This window comes from Streptomyces sp. NPDC059477, assembly GCF_042749375.1.
In the GTDB taxonomy this organism is placed as follows: domain Bacteria; phylum Actinomycetota; class Actinomycetes; order Streptomycetales; family Streptomycetaceae; genus Streptomyces.
Window position 1 is genome coordinate 4,747 of record NZ_JBHYUG010000009.1, and the last position, 16,156, is coordinate 20,902.

Sequence of the window (16,156 nt, forward strand, 5' to 3'; positions counted from 1 at the left end):
AGGAGGGCGGGGGGCCGCTGCCGGTGCCGGTGCCGCTGCCGCTGGGCTCACGAAGGCTCCCGCGACCCGGCACCGGCACCAGCACCAGCACCAGCCGACGCGACGCGACCCGATCCGGCCCGGCCTGATCCGACCTGATCCGGCCCGGCCAAGTCCGACCCGACCCGATCCGGCCGACCCAGTCACCCCGCCCACTCCGGCCCCACCTCACTTCCCGCCCCGGCCTGCCCCGCCGTGCCACGCCCCGCCATGCCGCGCCCCACCCTCACCTCCCGCCGGCCGGATCCCCCTCCACCCCGGGCGCCTCCCCCGGCCCGATCCGCAGTTCGAAGGCGCCGTCGTAGCGCTGTTGCCCCGCGGTCACCGCCGCCGCGACCGCCTCCGTGCCCCGCTCCTCGCACACGATGACCGGGTCCCGGCGCAGATCGCGCATCAGGGCCACGCACATGAAGAGCATGACGACGACGAAGGGGGCGGCGGCGAGGATGGTCAGGTTCTGGAGGCCGGTGAGGGCGTCGCCCTGGTCGCTGCCGACCAGCAGCATGATCGCGGCGACCGCGCCCGTGACCACGCCCCAGAACACGACGACGGGCCGGCCCGGTTCGAGCACGCCCTTCTGGGAGAGGGAGCCCATCACGATCGACGCGGCGTCGGCGCCGGAGACGAAGAAGATCCCGACGAGGATCATCACCAGCAGGCTGCTGGCGGTGGCGAGCGGGAATTCCCGCAGGACGGCGAAGAGCTGCCCCTCGGGCGTGGCCTCGTCGCCGAGCCGCCCCTGTCCCCGCAGGGTCATCGCCGTGCCGCCGAAGACCGCGAACCAAATCAGGCTGACCGTGCTCGGCACGAGGATCACCCCGCCGATGAACTGACGGATCGTGCGCCCCCGGCTGATCCGGGCGATGAACATGCCGACGAACGGCGTCCAGGAGATCCACCACGCCCAGTAGAAGACGGTCCAGTTGCCCAGCCACTCGGCGACGCCCCGGCCGCCGCTGGCCTCGGTGCGCCCGGCCAGTTCGGGCAGCTCGCCGAGGTAGGCGAAGATCGAGGTGGGCAGCAGGTCCAGGACGACGATGGTCGGACCGGCGACGAACACGAACAGGGCCAGCAGGAGCGCCAGCACCATGTTGACGTTGGACAGCCACTGGATGCCCCGCTCCACACCGGAGACCGCGGAGGCGATGAACGCCAGGGTCAGCACGCCGATCACGGCGACCAGCAGCCCGCTGTCCACCTCGTCCAGCCAGTCCAGTTCCCGCATGCCGGAGCCGATCTGGAGCGCGCCGAGCCCGAGGGAGGCCGCCGAGCCGAAGACGGTCGCGACGATGGCGAGCATGTCGATGACCCGGCCCCCGGCGCCGCCCGCGCCCCGCTCGCCGATGAGGGGCGTGAACACCGCGCTGACGGTCTGGCGGCGGCCCTTGCGGAAGGTGCTGTAGGCGATGGCGAGGCCGACGACCGCGTAGATCGCCCAGGGGTGGAGCGTCCAGTGGAACAGCGTGGTCGCCATCGCCGTCTCCATGCGCTCGCCGGGGTCGGCCGGTGCGGTGCCGGGCGGGGGCGCGAGGTAGTGCGTGAGGGGCTCGCTCACGCCGTAGAACATCAGGCCGATGCCCATGCCCGCGCTGAACATCATGGCGACCCAGGACACCGTGCGGAACTCTGGCCGCTCGCTCTCGGCGCCGAGGCGGATCCGGCCGTAGCGGCTGATGGCGAGCCAGAGGGCGAAGACCACGAATCCGGACGCGGCCAGCATGAACGCCCAGCCGCCGTTGTGCATCAGCCCGCCGAGCAGGATGCTGGAGACCTCCTCCAGGACATCGGTGGCGACGGCGCCCCACAGGACGAACGCGAGGGTGAGCGCGGCGGTGACCCCGAAGACCACCCGGTCGGTCCCCGGCCGCCCGGGGTCGGCGGCGGGCTCGGACGGACTGTCAGCTGTCACGGAGGGGCCTTTCGGTGGGCGTCCCCGCGACGAGGGCGGGGCGAGGACCGGGCGAGCGCAGAACGGGAGATTCCGCCCGCCCTACGCGCTACCACAGATCGCGCCCCGCTCCCCCGCTCAGCAGTCCGTGTCGGGTTCCCCCACCGTCAGGTGGTACGCCGCCCGCGCGTCCAGCAGCAGCGGCACCAGCGCCCGCAGCGACTGCCGCAGCGGTACGTAGGTGCCCTCGCGGTCCTGGCGTACGCGCACCCCGTGCAGGGCCAGCTCGTCCTTGACGTCCGTGTACTGGGCGTCGGTGAGCCGGTAGCCGCAGGGCGGGTCCGGGAGCACCTCGGCGGGCTCGGGCGGGTCGTTGTCGGCGCCGCCGAGATAGACCGGGCCGGTGTCCCGGTACCCGGCGTACCGGGCCGCCGTCGTGGCCGCCTCGATCCGGCCGCGCCGCTCGGCGCCGAAGGCGAACAGGCCGTCGAGCGCGGCGAGCTGGGACGCGACCCGGCGCCGGTTGTTGAGCGCCTCGTCGCGCCGCTCGGCCTCGGTGAGCGGGTCGACGCGGCTCTCGATGAGCAGGCCGACGGCGTGTTTGGCGCCGGAGATGTTCCGCAGGATGCGTTCCTGTCCGTCCCCGGCGACCTGCCGGACGGGCTCCCCCGTGACCGGGTCGGTCCAGATCCCGTAGGTGCCGGTGGAGTACCCGGCGGCCTGCGCGGCGGGCCGGACGTATGCCTCGGAGAGGGTTTGGGCCTCGGTGTGCACGGCGTCGGCCGTGTTGAGGTTGCGGGGCCACAGGTCGAACAGGGCCTTGTCGTAGTAGCCCGGGGTGGACCCGTATTCGTGCAGGTCGTAGATGATGTCGGGGTTCTTGTCGCGGATGACGGCGGCGAGCGCGCGGCCCTCCTCGGTGGCGAGGGCCACGTGGTCGCGGTTGATGTCGACGCCGTCGGAGTTGCCCCGGGTGTCGGCGGCCCGGCCGTCGGGGTTGGCGGTGGGCACGACGAGCACGGTGGTGCGCTCCAGGAAGCGCCGGGTGGCACTGTCGCGCGCGTGGGCCAGGTCCCGGACGGTGGTCAGACAGGCTTCGCGGCCGGAGGGTTCGTCGCCGTGCTGGCTGCACACCAGCAGGACGGTGCTGGTGCTGTCGCGGGCGCCGACGCGGACGAGTTGCAGCGGGCGGCCCTGTTTCGTCGTACCGATGGACGAGACCGAGACCCGGTCGCTCGCGCGGTCGACGGCGGCGAGGAAGGTCTGTTCCTCGGGCTGGGTGGTCCAGCGGGCGCCGCCGGTCTGTTCGAATCCGGTCCGTGGTGGCGCCGGGGTGGCGGCGCCGGCGGGTGCGGTCATGAGGGACGCGGCCAGGGACGCGGTGACGGCGGTGGTCAGGGCGAGGACGCGGACGCGGTGCTTCACCGGGCTCCCTCCGGGACGCGGTACGGGGTCTGCGGCGGCTGGACGCCGGACAGTTCGGCGGCGGGGGCGGTGGCCCGGGAACCGGCGGTGGCGCGGGCGAAGGCGCTGGTGCCGCCGACGACGGGGACGTACGCCGTGGTGCGGGCCAGATCGAGGGTGAGGGTCGGGCGGTCGGCGGGCGGTTCGATGAGGCCGTTGTCGGTGCCCGCGACGATCAGCGCGAGCCGGTGCCCGGCGGGGACGACATGGTCGGTGGCGGCCAGGTCGAGGGTGATCGTGTACGCCTTGCCCGGGGTGAGCGGGACGCCCTTGCCGGGGGCGGCGTAGGTGCCGAGGTCGGCCCAGCCACGGCTGACGATCGTGTGTTCGACGTCGGTGGTCTTCGGCGCGGTCTCCCGGTAGCAGGCGCTGTCGCCGGTGGTGCTCGCACCCCAGCAGGTGCGGTCGGTGAGGGTGATGATGCCTTCGCCGGTGCCCGCGTAGTCCCGGATGGTGTCGGGACCGAGGTCGACCAGGACGGCGCTGAGATGGGCCGTCGGGGTGCTGGGCGTGGCGGTGACGGTGACCTCGGAGGAGCCGGACAGCCGCAGATCGCGGGTGAGTGGTCCGGTGACGAAACCGGCCTTGTCGGGCGTGGACACGCCGAGGTCGGTGGCCCAGTCGCTCTCGTCGCGGGCGGGGTCGTCGGTGAAGGTCGCGGTGCCCCGGGTGGTGCGCAGGCCGAGGGTGCCGACGCCGGGCTCGGCGCCGCTCGCGGGCTTCAGCCGTACGGTGCCGGTGGTGCGGGGCGGCCAGGTGGTGGAGGTGACCCACTGGTCGGGCGCGCGTTCGATGTCGGCCATCGGTTCGTCGTCGATGCCGTTGTCGTAGCCGAGGAGTTCATGGTCGAACCAGCGGTGCAGGGTGGTCACCCAGTCGGCGCGGCGGAAGTCGAAGGGGTCGACATGGCCGACCTGGGAGAGCCAGATCTTGCGCTCGACGCCGTTCTCCGCGAGCGCGTCCCACCACTGGCCGACCTGCTGGGCGCGGACGTTGAGGTCCTGCATGCCGTGCACGGCGAAGACACTGGCCTCCACCTTGTCGGCGTCGGGGACGTGGTCGCGCTCGCTCCACAGTGCGGTCCGGTCACCGGTGCGCGGGGCGCCCTCGACCAGCTCCCGCTGTACGGCGGCGCAGCGAGCGCGGGCCTCGGGGGTCTCGACCCGGTTCGACAGCCAGTCCGGGCCGGAGTCGTAGAGGGGGGCGCCCTGGGAGAAGTAGTAGTCGTACCAAGAGGAGATCGCGCCGATCGGGACGATGGTCTCCAGGCCCTCGACGCCGGTCGCGGCGACCCCGTTGGCGATCGTGCCGTCGTAGCTCTTGCCGATCATGCCGGTGCGGCCGTTGCTCCAGGTCGCCTGGGCGCGGGTGGTGCCGGTGCGGGTGGTGTAGGCGGTGCCGCGGCCGTTGAGCCAGTCGACCACGGCCTTCGCGGACTGGATGTCGGAGCGTCCGCCGACGTCGACACACCCGTCGGAGCGGCTGGTGCCGGCGAGGTCGACACCGACGACGGCGTAGCCGCGCGGCACGAAGTAGTTGTCGTAGTACAGCGGCAGCTGGACGACGTTCCCGGCCGCGTCGTAGGTCTTGCGCTGGCTCTCGTTGCCGCGCCCGCAGCAGGAGTAGTACGGGCTGGCGTCCATGATGACGGGGACCTTTCGCCCCTGCTGGGCGGGTTCGGCGGGCCGGACGATGTCGACGGCGACCCGGTCGGTCCTGCCGTCGCCGTCCCCGTCCAGCCGGGTGTCCACCCAGACGGCCTCGCGTACGGCGCCGTCGTAGGAGTGGATCGGCCGGCTGGTGCGCGGGGTGGTGTGCTGTGCCTGTGCCGGTGTGGTGAGGCAGGTGGCCATCAGGGCGGCCGTGGCCGCCGTCGCGAGCGGTCTCCAGATCGTGAAGCGCGTGCGTAGAGGCATGGGGCGGACGGTACCCCCGTCAATTCCCCCGCAGAAGACGGCGTTTGTGTGATGCCTGTGAAGGAGAGTGGCCGGTGATGGTCCTGGGGGCGGGGGTCTCCGCGGAGGCCCGGAGGGCGATCGGGGGCCGGAAGGCCCCCGGCCCTTGGCCCCCGGCCCCGTGCGCCCTGCGTGGGCCCGCGTCGGCTGCGTGGGCCCACGTGTCCCGCCGGCCGACCGCCGGTCACCCCTCCCAGGGCCAGCCCGCGTCACGGCCCCGGGACAGCAGGTCGACCATGGTGAACAGCTGGTCGGAGAAGCCGCCGATCTCGTACCGGTGCGGTCGGCCGGTGTCGATCGACGCCGGGGCGTGGCCGGTGGTGTTGACGCCGAACAGCGGCACGTCGGCGGGGACGGCCTCCGACACGGACGTCGTACGGCCCCAGCGGCCCCGCCCGGAGCCGGGGTGGGCGAAGGCCTGCATGTCGGAGACGACCACGACCCGGTCGTGCCCGTCGTACGACGCGCGCAGCGCGGCGACCGTCTCGGTGCCGTGGCCGACCTCACCGACCCGGTCGCAGAACGCCTCCGTCTGCCGCAGCACCGACCCGCCCCGGGCCAGGGGGTGCCGGAAGGTGCCGTCCGCGTAGCCCACGAGGTCGACGGCGCAGCCGCGTGCCGCCAGGGCGACGGCGAACAGCGCGCCGACGTCGATGTGCCGGATCTCGCTGCGCGCCGACACCGGGCCGCGCATGGACGCCGAGGTGTCGACCAGGACGAGGGTGCGGCCGGGCAGCGCCGGGATGTTCGCCGTGGCCGCGGTCAGCGCCTGCTCCAGGGCGTGCCCCCAGCGCAGGGAGGGCGCGGCCCGGTACGCGGACAGGAACCGGTACGGGAACTGCCGCGAACGGCGTACCTCCTCCGGGTCGGCCAGCCGGGCGGCGATCCGCGCGGCCACGGCGTCGGAGACGGCGGCCTCGTCGAAGTTGCGCAGGTTGCGGGTCAGGGCCATCAGGCCCATCGACGGGACGACCGCCTCCCAGGCCGCGGCGTCCATCGGCCCCTGGAGCCAGCCCGCGAGCGCCTCCCAGGTCATCCCGGCCGCCGCCAGCCGCGCGGCGCCGTCCGGCCCGGTCACGACCGCGTGGCGCTCCTCGACGGGCAGCGCCGTCAGGTCGTGGTGCGCGGCGAGCATTCCGGCGGGCGGCTGCGCGGTTTCGGGGTGGTGGCGGCGGTCGAGCGCGTACTGGAACAGCTCGCCCTGCCACGGCTTGTCCGGGTGGGGCGCGGCGTGCACCAGGTTGAGGATGTCGCCGAAGCGGTAGCCCTTGGACGCCGTGTCGTACTTCAGCAGGGACCTGGCGCTGTAGAGGCGCCGGACGGCGTCCGCGACCCCGCGCTTCACCGGCTTGGGCAGCCGGCGCCCGTACGTGCGCGTCCAGTGGCCGAGCAGTTCGCCGGGCTCGTCGGGGCGCTGGAGGACGGAGGCGATGACCCGCCGGTTCCAGCCGCCGTCGTGCGCCGCGCGGGCGTCGGGTGCGAGGTCCGCGCGCTGCTCGGCGGTGAGCCGGGCCCGGACGAACTCGGCGGCGCCGACCACCGCCGCCGTGCGCATGTGGGCCGAGCCGCGCAGCCAGGCCAGCAGACCGGCGGTCCACTCCGGGTCCGCGACGGCCAACTGCCGTACGAGGGAGCGGAACCGGTCGTCCCGGTCCCCGGCGCTCTCGTAGAAGGTGTCCTGGCCTGCCAGGTTGACGACGGCGAGCAGAAAGAGGGCGCTCTTCGCGTCCCGGACGAAGGCGGCACCGCCCTCGTGGGTGCGGGTGCGGGCGCCGGTGGTGGTGACCGGGCCGCGGGCCGCCGGGCGCGAACCCCGGATGTTGAAGCGGGACATGAAAAACCCCTCGTAGAGGAGGGAGGCGAGGCGCGCGGGCGCGCGGGAAGGCCTCCCGAGATCAAGGTGGCAGCGGAGGGAGTTCCATGGGAGGGAAGTAACCGCGGCCTGCGCACCGGGAGGTGCTGTGAAGTCGAGTTGCTGTGCAGTTGAGGTGCTGTGACGTCGAGGTGCTGTGAAGTCGGGGCCCAGAGGTCAAGGTCGGCGACGGCATAAAGTGCTCTGCCAACTGAGCTACACCGGCCGAAACCGGTGGCAGGACTCGAACCTGCGACCGCTCGAATTCAGTCGAAGTATCCGTTGCCTTCGCACCTGGGCTGCGCCCCACGGTAGGCGCCCGCGTCCGGCACCCGCCAGTCAATAAAGCGGCCTTCGAACACACGAGCGGTAAGGCATCGGAGTGGCGCTGCGGGAACGTGGGGGACGCGCGTCGGTGCTGACGCGCCGGGGCGGGTTCCGCGGTCTACGGTGGGCCTGTGCGCCGGAGTGCCCGTACCGCACGGGTGCTCGTCGTGGCGTGCGGGTCCGCCGGGCGGGCCCTCGGACGCGAGCGAAGGAGCCGTTGCGTGCGGGACGTCGCGATCATCGAGGCACCGTCCGTCCTGGGACTGCGGCCGACCGGGGTCGAGGAACTGCCCGAGGCACTGCTGGGCGCGGGGCTCACCGAGGGCCTGCGGGCGGTCATGGCGGGGCGGGTGGAGCCGCCGCCGTATCTGCCGGACCGGGATCCGGAGACGGGCGTGCTCAATCCGGACGGCATCGCCGAGTACTCCGTGCGGCTCGCGGACGCGGTGGGCGCGGTACTGGACGACGGACGCTTCCCGCTGGTTCTCGGCGGTGACTGCGGCATCCTGCTGGGCAACCTGCTCGCGCTGCGGCGGCGCGGCCGGCACGGGCTGCTGTTCCTGGACGGCCACACCGACTTCTACCAGCCGGAGGCCGAGCCGGTGGGCGAGGTCGCGTCCATGGCGCTGGCCATCGCGACGGGCCGCGGGCCGCGGGTGCTGACCGACCTGGAGGGCCGCGAGCCACTGGTGGCCGACGAGGACGTGGTGGCCTTCGGCTTCCGGGACGCGACCGAGTCCGCCGTGTTCGGGGTGCAGCCGCTGCCCGAGGAACTCCACGCGATGGACCTGCACACGGTCCGCGAACTCGGCGCCGCGCAGGCGGCCCTGCGCGCGGTCGGGGCGCTGACCGGGGACGCCGGGAGCGGTGGCTACTGGGTTCATCTGGACGCCGACATCCTGGACGACGCGGTCATGCCGGCCGTCGACTACCGGTTGTCGGGCGGGCTGGCGTGGGCGGAACTCGACGTCGTACTGGCCACCGCGCTGGCCGATCCACGGGCGCGGGGGCTGGACGTGACGATCTTCAATCCCCGGCTGGACCCGGACGGGGACATCGCCTTGCGGCTGACGGAGTGTCTGGTACGGGCGTTCGAGGTCAGCGCCGGGCGCTGAGCGTCCCCTCGGTCACGGGCGGGGCCACAAGCACGCGTGGTGGCCTCCGGGACGGGTGAGGCGGTGGGTACGGCCGTCAAGGCGATGGAAACGACACGTCCCCACCCGGCCACCTTCAGTCACGGCGGCGCCGCCCTGGAGGCGGGCCTCGTCCCGGGTGCCGTTCCGGAGGCGGGCCTCCTCCCAGGTGCCGTTCCGGAGGGCGAGGCCCCGCGCTCCGCCCGGGTCAGCGTGGGTCCGTGAAGGTCTCTCCCTTCCGGGCCTTCGTCACCAGCAGCGCGGGCGGTTCGAAGCGCTCGCCGTAGCGCTCGGCCAGTTCCCGGGCGCGGGCCACGAAGCCGGGCAGGCCGCCCTCGTAGCCGTTGATGTACTGGAGCACGCCGCCGGTCCAGCCGGGGAAGCCGATGCCGAGGAGCGAGCCGATGTTGGCGTCCGCGACGTACGTCAGCACGCCCTCCTCCAGCAGCCGTACGGTGTCCAGCGCCTCGGCGAACAGCATGCGTTCCTGCATGTCCCGGAAGGGGATCGCGGCGTCCGCGCGGGTGAAGTGCTCGCGCAGGCCCGGCCACAGCCCGGCGCGTTCGCCGTCGGCTCCGTAGTCGTAGAACCCGGCGCCGCCAACGCGGCCGGTGCGGCCGAACGCGTCGACCATGCGGTCGATGACGGCCTCGGCGGGGTGCGGGGTCCAGGTGCCGCCGGACTCCTCGACGGCCTGCCGGGTCTCCGCGCGGATCTTGCGCGGGAGGGTGAGGGTCAGTTCGTCCATCAGGGAGAGCACCTTGGCCGGGTAGCCCGCCTGGGCCGCCGCCTGTTCGATCGAGGCGGGCTCGATGCCCTCGCCGACCATCGCCACGCCCTCGTTGATGAAGTGGCCGATGACGCGGGAGGTGAAGAAGCCGCGCGAGTCGTTGACGACGATCGGCGTCTTGTCGATCTGCCGGACCAGGTCGAAGGCGCGGGCGAGGGCCTCGTCGCCGGTGCGCTCGCCCTTGATGATCTCGACCAGGGGCATCTTGTCGACGGGCGAGAAGAAGTGCAGCCCGATGAAGTCGGCCTGGCGTTCGACGCCTTCGGCGAGGGCGGTGATGGGCAGGGTGGAGGTGTTGGAGCACAGCAGCGCGTCCGGCGCGACGACCTGCTCGATCTCCTGGAACACCTTGTGCTTGAGGCCGGTGTCCTCGAACACGGCCTCGATCACCGCGTCGCAGCCCGCGAGGTCGGCGGCCTCGGCGGTGGGCGTGATCCGCGCGAGCAGCGCGTCCGCCTTCTCCTGGGTCGTACGGCCCCGGGCGACCGCCTTGGCGCACAGTTTCCGGGAGTACGCCTTGCCCTGGGCGGCGGCTTCGGGCGACACGTCCTTGAGGACGACGTCGATGCCCGCGCGGGCGCACGCGTAGGCGATGCCGGCGCCCATCATGCCGGCGCCGAGCACGGCGGCCCTGCGGACCGTGCGGGGCTCGATGCCCTGGGGGCGGCCGGCGCCGGAGTTGACGGCCTGGAGGTCGAAGAAGAACGCCTGGATCATGTTCTTCGCGATCTGGCCGGTCGCCAGTTCCACGAAGTAGCGGGCCTCGATGAGCTGCGCGGTCTCGAAGTCGACCTGGGCGCCCTCGACGGCGGCGGCGAGGATGCTGCGCGGCGCCGGGTAGGGGGCGCCGTTCGTCTGCTTGCGCAGTGTGGCGGGGAAGGCGGGCAGGTTGGCGGCGAACTTGGGGTGGGCCGGGGTGCCGCCGGGGATGCGGTAGCCCGGCGTGTCCCAGGGCTGGCGGGACTCGGGGTGGGCGTCGATGAAGGCGTGGGCCTTGGCGAGCAGTTCGTCGGGCGTGTCGGCGATCTCGTGGACGAGGCCGCTCTCCAGGGCGCGGCGCGGGGTGTACCGGGTGCCCTGGAGGAGGACCTTGAGCAGCGCGTCGGTGATGCCGAGCAGCCGGACCGTACGGACGACGCCACCGCCGCCGGGGAGCAGTCCCAGGGTGACCTCGGGGCAGCCGATCCTGGAGCCGGGCGCGTCGAGGGCGATCCGGTGGTGGCAGGCAAGGGCGATCTCGTAACCGCCGCCCAGGGCGGCGCCGTTGAGGGCCGCGACGACCGGTTTGCCGAGGGTCTCGATGCGGCGCAGCGCGCGCTTGATAGCCATGCCGCCGTCGAAGACCTCCCGCGCGGTGCCGGGCGTGGCGCGGATCAGGTCCCGCAGGTCGCCGCCCGCGAAGAAGGTCTTCTTGGCGGAGGTAAGGATGATTCCGCGGACGGAGTCGCGTTCGGCCTCCAGGCGGTCGGTGATCGCGGCGAGCGAGGCTCGGAACGCCTGGTTCATGGTGTTCGCGGACTGGTCGGGGTCGTCCAGGACGAGGGTGACGACGCCGGTGTCGTCCTGTTCCCAGCGGATGGTGGTGCTCGTGGTCATGAGGGTCTCCGTGTGAGGTCTTACGGGGGCTGCCGCTGGGGAGGTCAGACGCGTTCGACGATGGTGGCGATGCCCATGCCGCCGCCGACGCAGAGGGTGGCGAGGCCGTAGCGCTTGTCCTGGCGTTCCAGTTCGTCCAGGAGGGAGCCGAGGATCATCGCGCCGGTGGCGCCGAGCGGGTGGCCCAGCGCGATGGCGCCGCCGTTGACGTTGACCTTGTCGAGACCGAGGCCCATGTCCTTCGCGAAGCGCAGGACGACGGCCGCGAACGCCTCGTTGATCTCGACCAGGTCGATGTCGTCGATGGTCAGCCCGGCCCGGGCGAGCGCCTTGCGGGTGGCCGGGGCGGGGCCGGTGAGCATGATGGTGGGCTCCGAGCCGGAGACGGCGGCGGAGACGATCCGGGCGCGCGGGGTCAGCCCGTAGCGGTCGCCGATCTCTTTCGAGCCGATGGCGACGAGGGCGGCGCCGTCCACGATGCCGGAGGAGTTGCCCGCGTGGTGGACGTGGTCGATCTTCTCGACCCAGTGGTACTTCTGGAGCGCCACGGCGTCGAAGCCGCCGAGGTCGCCGATGTCCGCGAAGGACGGTTTGAGGGTGGCGAGGGAGTCGGCGGTGGTGCCGGGCCTGAGGTGTTCGTCGTGGTCGAGGACGACCAGACCGGCGCGGTCCTTGACGGGGACCACGGACCGCTGGAAACGGCCCTCCTTCCAGGCGACGGCGGCCCGCTCCTGGGACAGTGCCGCGTACTCGTCGACGTCCCGGCGGGAGAAGCCCTCGATGGTGGCGATCAGGTCGGCGCCGATGCCCTGCGGTACGAAGTCGACCGCGAGGTTGGTCATCGGGTCGTTGAACCAGGCGCCGCCGTCGGAGGCCATCGGCACCCGCGACATCGACTCGACGCCGCCCGCGAGCACCAGGTCCTCCCAGCCGGAACGGACCTTGGCGGCGGCCATGTTGACCGCCTCCAGGCCGGACGCACAGAAGCGGTTCTCCTGGACCCCGGCCACCGTGTCCGGCAGTCCCGCGGCGATCGCCGCGATGCGCGCGATGTCGGAGCCCTGGTCACCGACCGGGCCGACGACGCCGAGCACGATGTCGTCGACGGCCGCCGGGTCCAGGCCGGGGAACCGGGCCCGGACTTCGTGGATGAGGCCGGTCACCAGGTCGATGGGCTTGGTGCCGTGCAGGGCACCACTGGCCTTGCCACGCCCGCGCGGGGTGCGGATCGCGTCGTACACATACGCTTCGGTGCTCACGGGTCGGGCCTTTCGGGGGTGTTCGAGGGGTGGGGGCCGCGGGGGGCTCAGAAGCTTTGGGGGCTTCGGGAGCTTTAGGCGTTTCGGGGACTTCAGGAGCTTTAGGCGTTTCGAGGGCTTCGAGGTGAGGGTGTTCGCGGGCCGCCGGGGTCATGCCCGGCCCTCCGGCGCGGGGCGCTCCGGTGCGGGTGTGCCCCAGTCGCGCTCCACCTCGGAGGTGTCCGCGCCGGGGCGGGCGGGGCCGCCGCGCAGGGCGGTGGGGGTGGCGGAGAAGCGGGGGGCCGGGGCGGGCTGGGTGATGCCCGCGTGGTCGGTGAAGGTGCCGCGCGCGGCGAGGTGCGGGTGCCCCGGGGCCTCGCGCAGGGAGAGCACGGGCGCGACGCACGCGTCCGTCCCCTCGAAGACGGCCGTCCACGCGTCGCGGGTACGGGTCCGGAAGCGGGCGGCGACCAGTGCGCGCAGTTCGTCCCGGCGGGCCGGGTCCGTGCGGGCGGGGGCCTGGCCGGCGATGCCCAGCAGGCGCAGGAACTCGTCGTAGAACCGCTGTTCCAGCGCGCCGACCGCCATGTACTCGCCGTCGGCGGTCTCGTAGGTGCCGTAGTACGGGCAGCCGCCGTCGAGGAGGTTGGCGCCGCGCCGGTCCTGCCAGCCGCCGGCCGCGAGCATGCCGTGGATCATCGCGCCGAGGTGGGCGGTGCCGTCGACGATCGCGGCGTCCACGGTCTGTCCGGTGCCGGTGGCGCGGGCGTGGTGGAGGGCGGCGAGGGCGCCGACCACGAGGTAGAGGGCGCCGCCCGCGTAGTCACCGAGGAGGTTGGCGGGGGCGGGCGGTGGGTGGTCCGGGTCGCCGATCATGCCGAGGGTGCCGGTGAGCGCGATGTAGGTGATGTCGTGGCCGGCGCGCTGGGCGAGCGGGCCGTCCTGGCCCCAGCCGGTCATCCGGCCGTAGACCAGGGCCGGGTTGCGGGCGTGGCAGTCCTCGGGGCCGATGCCGAGGCGCTCGGCGACACCGGGGCGGTAGCCCTCGATCAGGATGTCCGCGCGGGCGGCGAGGTCGAGGACGCGGGCGGATCCGCCGGGTGCCTTGAGGTCGACGATCACCGAGCGTTTGCCGCGGTTGGTGACGTCGTGGGCGGGGTCGATGGCGAGGCCGGGGCCGCCGGGGCGGTCCACGCGGACCACGTCGGCGCCCAGGTCGGCGAGGAGCATCGCGGCGAACGGGGCCGGGCCGATACCGGCCAGTTCGACCACGCGCACGCCGGTGAGCGGGCCCTGTCCGGGTGTCCCTGCCATGCGGCCCCCATCGCCGTGACACCGATGCTGTGACATCGGTGATGTTAAGAACGCGTTCCAGTTCACACAAGACATGGGCGAGCAAGCGCTTAGTCCAGCACGGCGCGCGTCACACGGTCAGCGCGCGTCCAGCTCGGCTATCAGCCGTCTGGGGGCGATGGCGCGATAGCTCTCCTCCACCCAGTCGCACAGCAGGTCCGCGGCCGGGGCGCCCCGGGGCTCCAGCGGGACCACGACCCAGCCGCTGCGGCCCAGGCCGTACCCGGCGGTCTCGGCGCCCGGGGCGGTCAGGGCGTGGGCGTGGCAGGTCTCGTCGGCGAGCTTGACGGTGATGCGCAGCGGATAGCCGCTGCCGGGGGCGCCCATGAAGACGAACACCTTCTTGTTCACCTTGGCGACGGCCTCGCCCCACGGGAACTCCTCGCCCGCACCGGGCATCCCGAGCGCGAACGCCCGCGCCGCCTCCCACTTCCTCAGGGCACTCCTGGCCACCGCCACCTGGGACCTCCGGGCTCGTCGACGGTCTCCGCACCCAACACGCTAGCCCCAGCCACTGACAGCGGCACGAGAGGCGACACGCGGGGGAGGCGGCTGTCCGGGGGATCGGCGCATGGGTGATGCCGTGACGCACCGTCGCCCCGCGGCTCGTCCACCACCCGGCACGCGCGCTGGAGCGTCCCGGACCCGGGAGGGCAATGCGATCAGAAGGACCACGCGATCAGTGTGCAGATCATTCCCACGATCCAGCCCAGCCCCGCCAGCACGCCGAGCACCAGCGCCGCCGTCACCGCCCGCTCGACGGGACGGGAGGGGTCGGTCAGGGGCTTGGGGGCTCGGTGTGCGGTCATGCGGCCAGCGTGTCGGAAGGGACGGGAGCATGACATCCGTACAGGTACTCAGACGACGTACTCGGATCTGGTGGGCGGGCGCTCGGCGTGCCGCTTGCCCGGCCGCTCACCCCGGTTTGAAGGTTGAGGGCGGAAAGTCCCCTGTCTGCCCCGGCCCCTGCCATCAAAAGTCTCACTGGGGACGTCAATGAAACACTTGAAGGGAGTCGGACAGGGAAATCGGCGGGAAGGCGGGTGGAGTGCGTGAAGTTCGTCCTTGAGGTCACGCTGGATGACGGGGCCGTGGCCAAGGATCCGGTCGGTGAGGTGGGGCGGGTCCTGCGGTACTGGGGCGGGAACCTCGGCCATTACGCCATGCGGCCGGGTGACGGGAGCGCGATCCACGACTCGGAGTACTCGGAGGTCGGCGCCTGGCGGGTGATCGCCTCCTGAAGGGCCGCGCGGCACAGCGCGTCCGCCCTGCGGGTGGTCTCGGGGAGGCGATAGGCGGGGGTGAGCGCGAGGGTGTGGGCGCACGCGGTGTCCAGGCTCACCCGGTGGCCCACGGAGACGTACACGGGCTTGACGCCGTCCCGCGTGCGCAGCGCGCGGCCGACCTCCTCGGCGCCCGCCAGGAGCGGGGCGGACGCGCCACGCCGGGCGCCCGGGGTGTCGTACGTGAAGGTGAACGGGTTCTTGGCCACGCCGATGGTCGGCAGGCCGGTCAGGACGCCGAGGTGGGCGGCCAGGCCGAAGCGGCGGGGGTGGGCGAGACCGTAGCCGTCGCACACCACCAGGCCGGGCGGCCGGGGCAGCGCCTCCAGGGCGGCCAGGACCGTGGGGATCTCACGGAAGGCGAGCAGGCCGGGGACGTACGGGAAGGAGATCCGCCCGACGGCGGTGGCCTCGGCGAGCACGTCGAGGGTCGCCGCGTCCAGGACGACGGCCGCCGCGGCGACGAGGTCACGCCCGTCGTCGTAGGCGACGTCGACCCCGGTGACGTGGCCGGTGCCCGGTGCCGGTCCCGCTTCGTCGAGGACCACCCGCGCGCGGAGAGCGTCCTGCACCGCGCGGGCCTCCTCCTCGGTGGCGGGCCAGCCTTCGGGAATGTCTACGGGCGTCGACGTGGATCTCATGATGGGCCGAGCCTAGGCCCGACCGCCCGCGCCGTACCAGGTCCGGCCCGGGCCGTGTGTGCCGCGGCGGCGGCTGCGCGGACCGCGTCGGTCGCGGGGTCGCGGTCGCGGAGGGCGTGCGCGACGACGTCCCGCGCAGGGGTCGTGGGCCGGGACCCGGCTGTCGGTGGCGGTCCAGGAATGAGGCCGCGGTCGGCGGAAACACAGCACCCGCGCGCGTGCCGCTCCCCCGGCGGCCGGCCACGTCTCCCGCGCTCCCGCCGCGCCCCGGGCACTGCCCGGACAACCGCGCGGCAGGCGTCGAGCGCCTCGATGTCCCGGAGCCGGAGCGCGCGCCTCCCCCTTCGAGGAACGGCCCGATACCGATAAACCCGAGCGGCATCGGCGTCAACAAGAAGGCGGCGAGAAGTCGGCAAGGAGTCGACAGGAAAGGGATATGACAGGAATAGCGAGGATCGGTCCGGAATGGAAAGGCGTCAGGGATGTGTAAAGCACGGTGACAGACGTCACCGGGATTCAAGTGCACTTCCCGGCCCATTTATTCGTCTCTCCCCATGACCGGCCTCATCCGTCCGGAGCGGTGCCGCCGGCAGCCCG

12 protein-coding genes are annotated in these 16,156 nt (G+C 73.1%); 2 read left to right on the forward strand and 10 right to left on the reverse strand.

Features of this window, described 5'->3' with window-relative positions; translation table 11 throughout:
* Nucleotides 1-265 precede the first annotated feature (265 nt).
* The 4 genes from ACFXAZ_RS06840 to ACFXAZ_RS06855 all read right to left on the reverse strand — a co-directional run bounded on the left by ACFXAZ_RS06840 (nucleotide 266) and on the right by ACFXAZ_RS06855 (nucleotide 7,180).
* Entirely contained in the window at nucleotides 266-1,948 is a 1,683-nt protein-coding gene (locus ACFXAZ_RS06840; protein ID WP_384586056.1) for a BCCT family transporter, read from the reverse strand.
* A gap of 117 nt (nucleotides 1,949-2,065) precedes the next feature.
* Entirely contained in the window at nucleotides 2,066-3,286 is a 1,221-nt protein-coding gene (locus tag ACFXAZ_RS06845; protein WP_384586272.1) for a M14 family metallocarboxypeptidase, read from the reverse strand.
* A gap of 62 nt (nucleotides 3,287-3,348) precedes the next feature.
* Nucleotides 3,349-5,307, reverse strand: a complete 1,959-nt coding sequence (locus tag ACFXAZ_RS06850) for a Xaa-Pro dipeptidyl-peptidase (RefSeq protein WP_384586058.1) — start codon at nucleotides 5,305-5,307, stop codon at nucleotides 3,349-3,351.
* A 223-nt stretch (nucleotides 5,308-5,530) separates the two neighbouring features.
* Complete coding sequence (locus ACFXAZ_RS06855; RefSeq protein WP_384586060.1) at nucleotides 5,531-7,180, reverse strand: TROVE domain-containing protein; 1,650 nt, start codon at nucleotides 7,178-7,180, stop codon at nucleotides 5,531-5,533.
* Between the two features lie 566 nt (nucleotides 7,181-7,746).
* Here ACFXAZ_RS06855 and ACFXAZ_RS06860 point away from each other — a divergent pair.
* Complete coding sequence (locus ACFXAZ_RS06860) at nucleotides 7,747-8,640, forward strand: arginase family protein (RefSeq protein ID WP_384586062.1); 894 nt, start codon at nucleotides 7,747-7,749, stop codon at nucleotides 8,638-8,640.
* A gap of 226 nt (nucleotides 8,641-8,866) precedes the next feature.
* Here ACFXAZ_RS06860 and ACFXAZ_RS06865 read toward each other — a convergent pair whose 3' ends face one another.
* The 5 genes from ACFXAZ_RS06865 to mmpA form a co-directional block, all read right to left on the reverse strand.
* Nucleotides 8,867-11,044, reverse strand: coding sequence for a 3-hydroxyacyl-CoA dehydrogenase NAD-binding domain-containing protein (locus ACFXAZ_RS06865; RefSeq protein WP_384586064.1), 2,178 nt, complete (start codon nucleotides 11,042-11,044; stop codon nucleotides 8,867-8,869).
* 44 nt (nucleotides 11,045-11,088) lie between these two features.
* Nucleotides 11,089-12,303, reverse strand: a complete 1,215-nt coding sequence (locus tag ACFXAZ_RS06870; protein WP_384586066.1) for an acetyl-CoA C-acetyltransferase — start codon at nucleotides 12,301-12,303, stop codon at nucleotides 11,089-11,091.
* A gap of 150 nt (nucleotides 12,304-12,453) precedes the next feature.
* Complete coding sequence (locus ACFXAZ_RS06875; RefSeq protein WP_384586068.1) at nucleotides 12,454-13,596, reverse strand: CaiB/BaiF CoA transferase family protein; 1,143 nt, start codon at nucleotides 13,594-13,596, stop codon at nucleotides 12,454-12,456.
* A gap of 117 nt (nucleotides 13,597-13,713) precedes the next feature.
* Nucleotides 13,714-14,094 carry an MmcQ/YjbR family DNA-binding protein gene (locus ACFXAZ_RS06880; RefSeq protein ID WP_384586070.1) on the reverse strand — a complete coding sequence of 127 codons (381 nt, stop codon included), beginning with the start codon at nucleotides 14,092-14,094 and terminating at the stop codon, nucleotides 13,714-13,716.
* A 203-nt stretch (nucleotides 14,095-14,297) separates the two neighbouring features.
* Nucleotides 14,298-14,444 carry a morphogenic membrane protein MmpA gene (gene mmpA / locus ACFXAZ_RS06885; RefSeq protein WP_384586072.1) on the reverse strand — a complete coding sequence of 49 codons (147 nt, stop codon included), beginning with the start codon at nucleotides 14,442-14,444 and terminating at the stop codon, nucleotides 14,298-14,300.
* Between the two features lie 243 nt (nucleotides 14,445-14,687).
* On the opposite strand from mmpA, the gene ACFXAZ_RS06890 reads away from it, so the two are divergent.
* On the forward strand, nucleotides 14,688-14,876 hold the full coding sequence (locus ACFXAZ_RS06890) for a hypothetical protein (protein WP_384586074.1): 189 nt from the start codon (nucleotides 14,688-14,690) through the stop codon (nucleotides 14,874-14,876).
* On the opposite strand, the gene ACFXAZ_RS06895 is transcribed toward ACFXAZ_RS06890, so the two are convergent.
* Nucleotides 14,792-15,559, reverse strand: coding sequence for an endonuclease V (locus tag ACFXAZ_RS06895; RefSeq protein WP_384586076.1), 768 nt, complete (start codon nucleotides 15,557-15,559; stop codon nucleotides 14,792-14,794). The two genes, ACFXAZ_RS06890 and ACFXAZ_RS06895, sit on opposite strands and share 85 nt — an antisense overlap.
* Nucleotides 15,560-16,156: the final 597 nt, after the last annotated feature.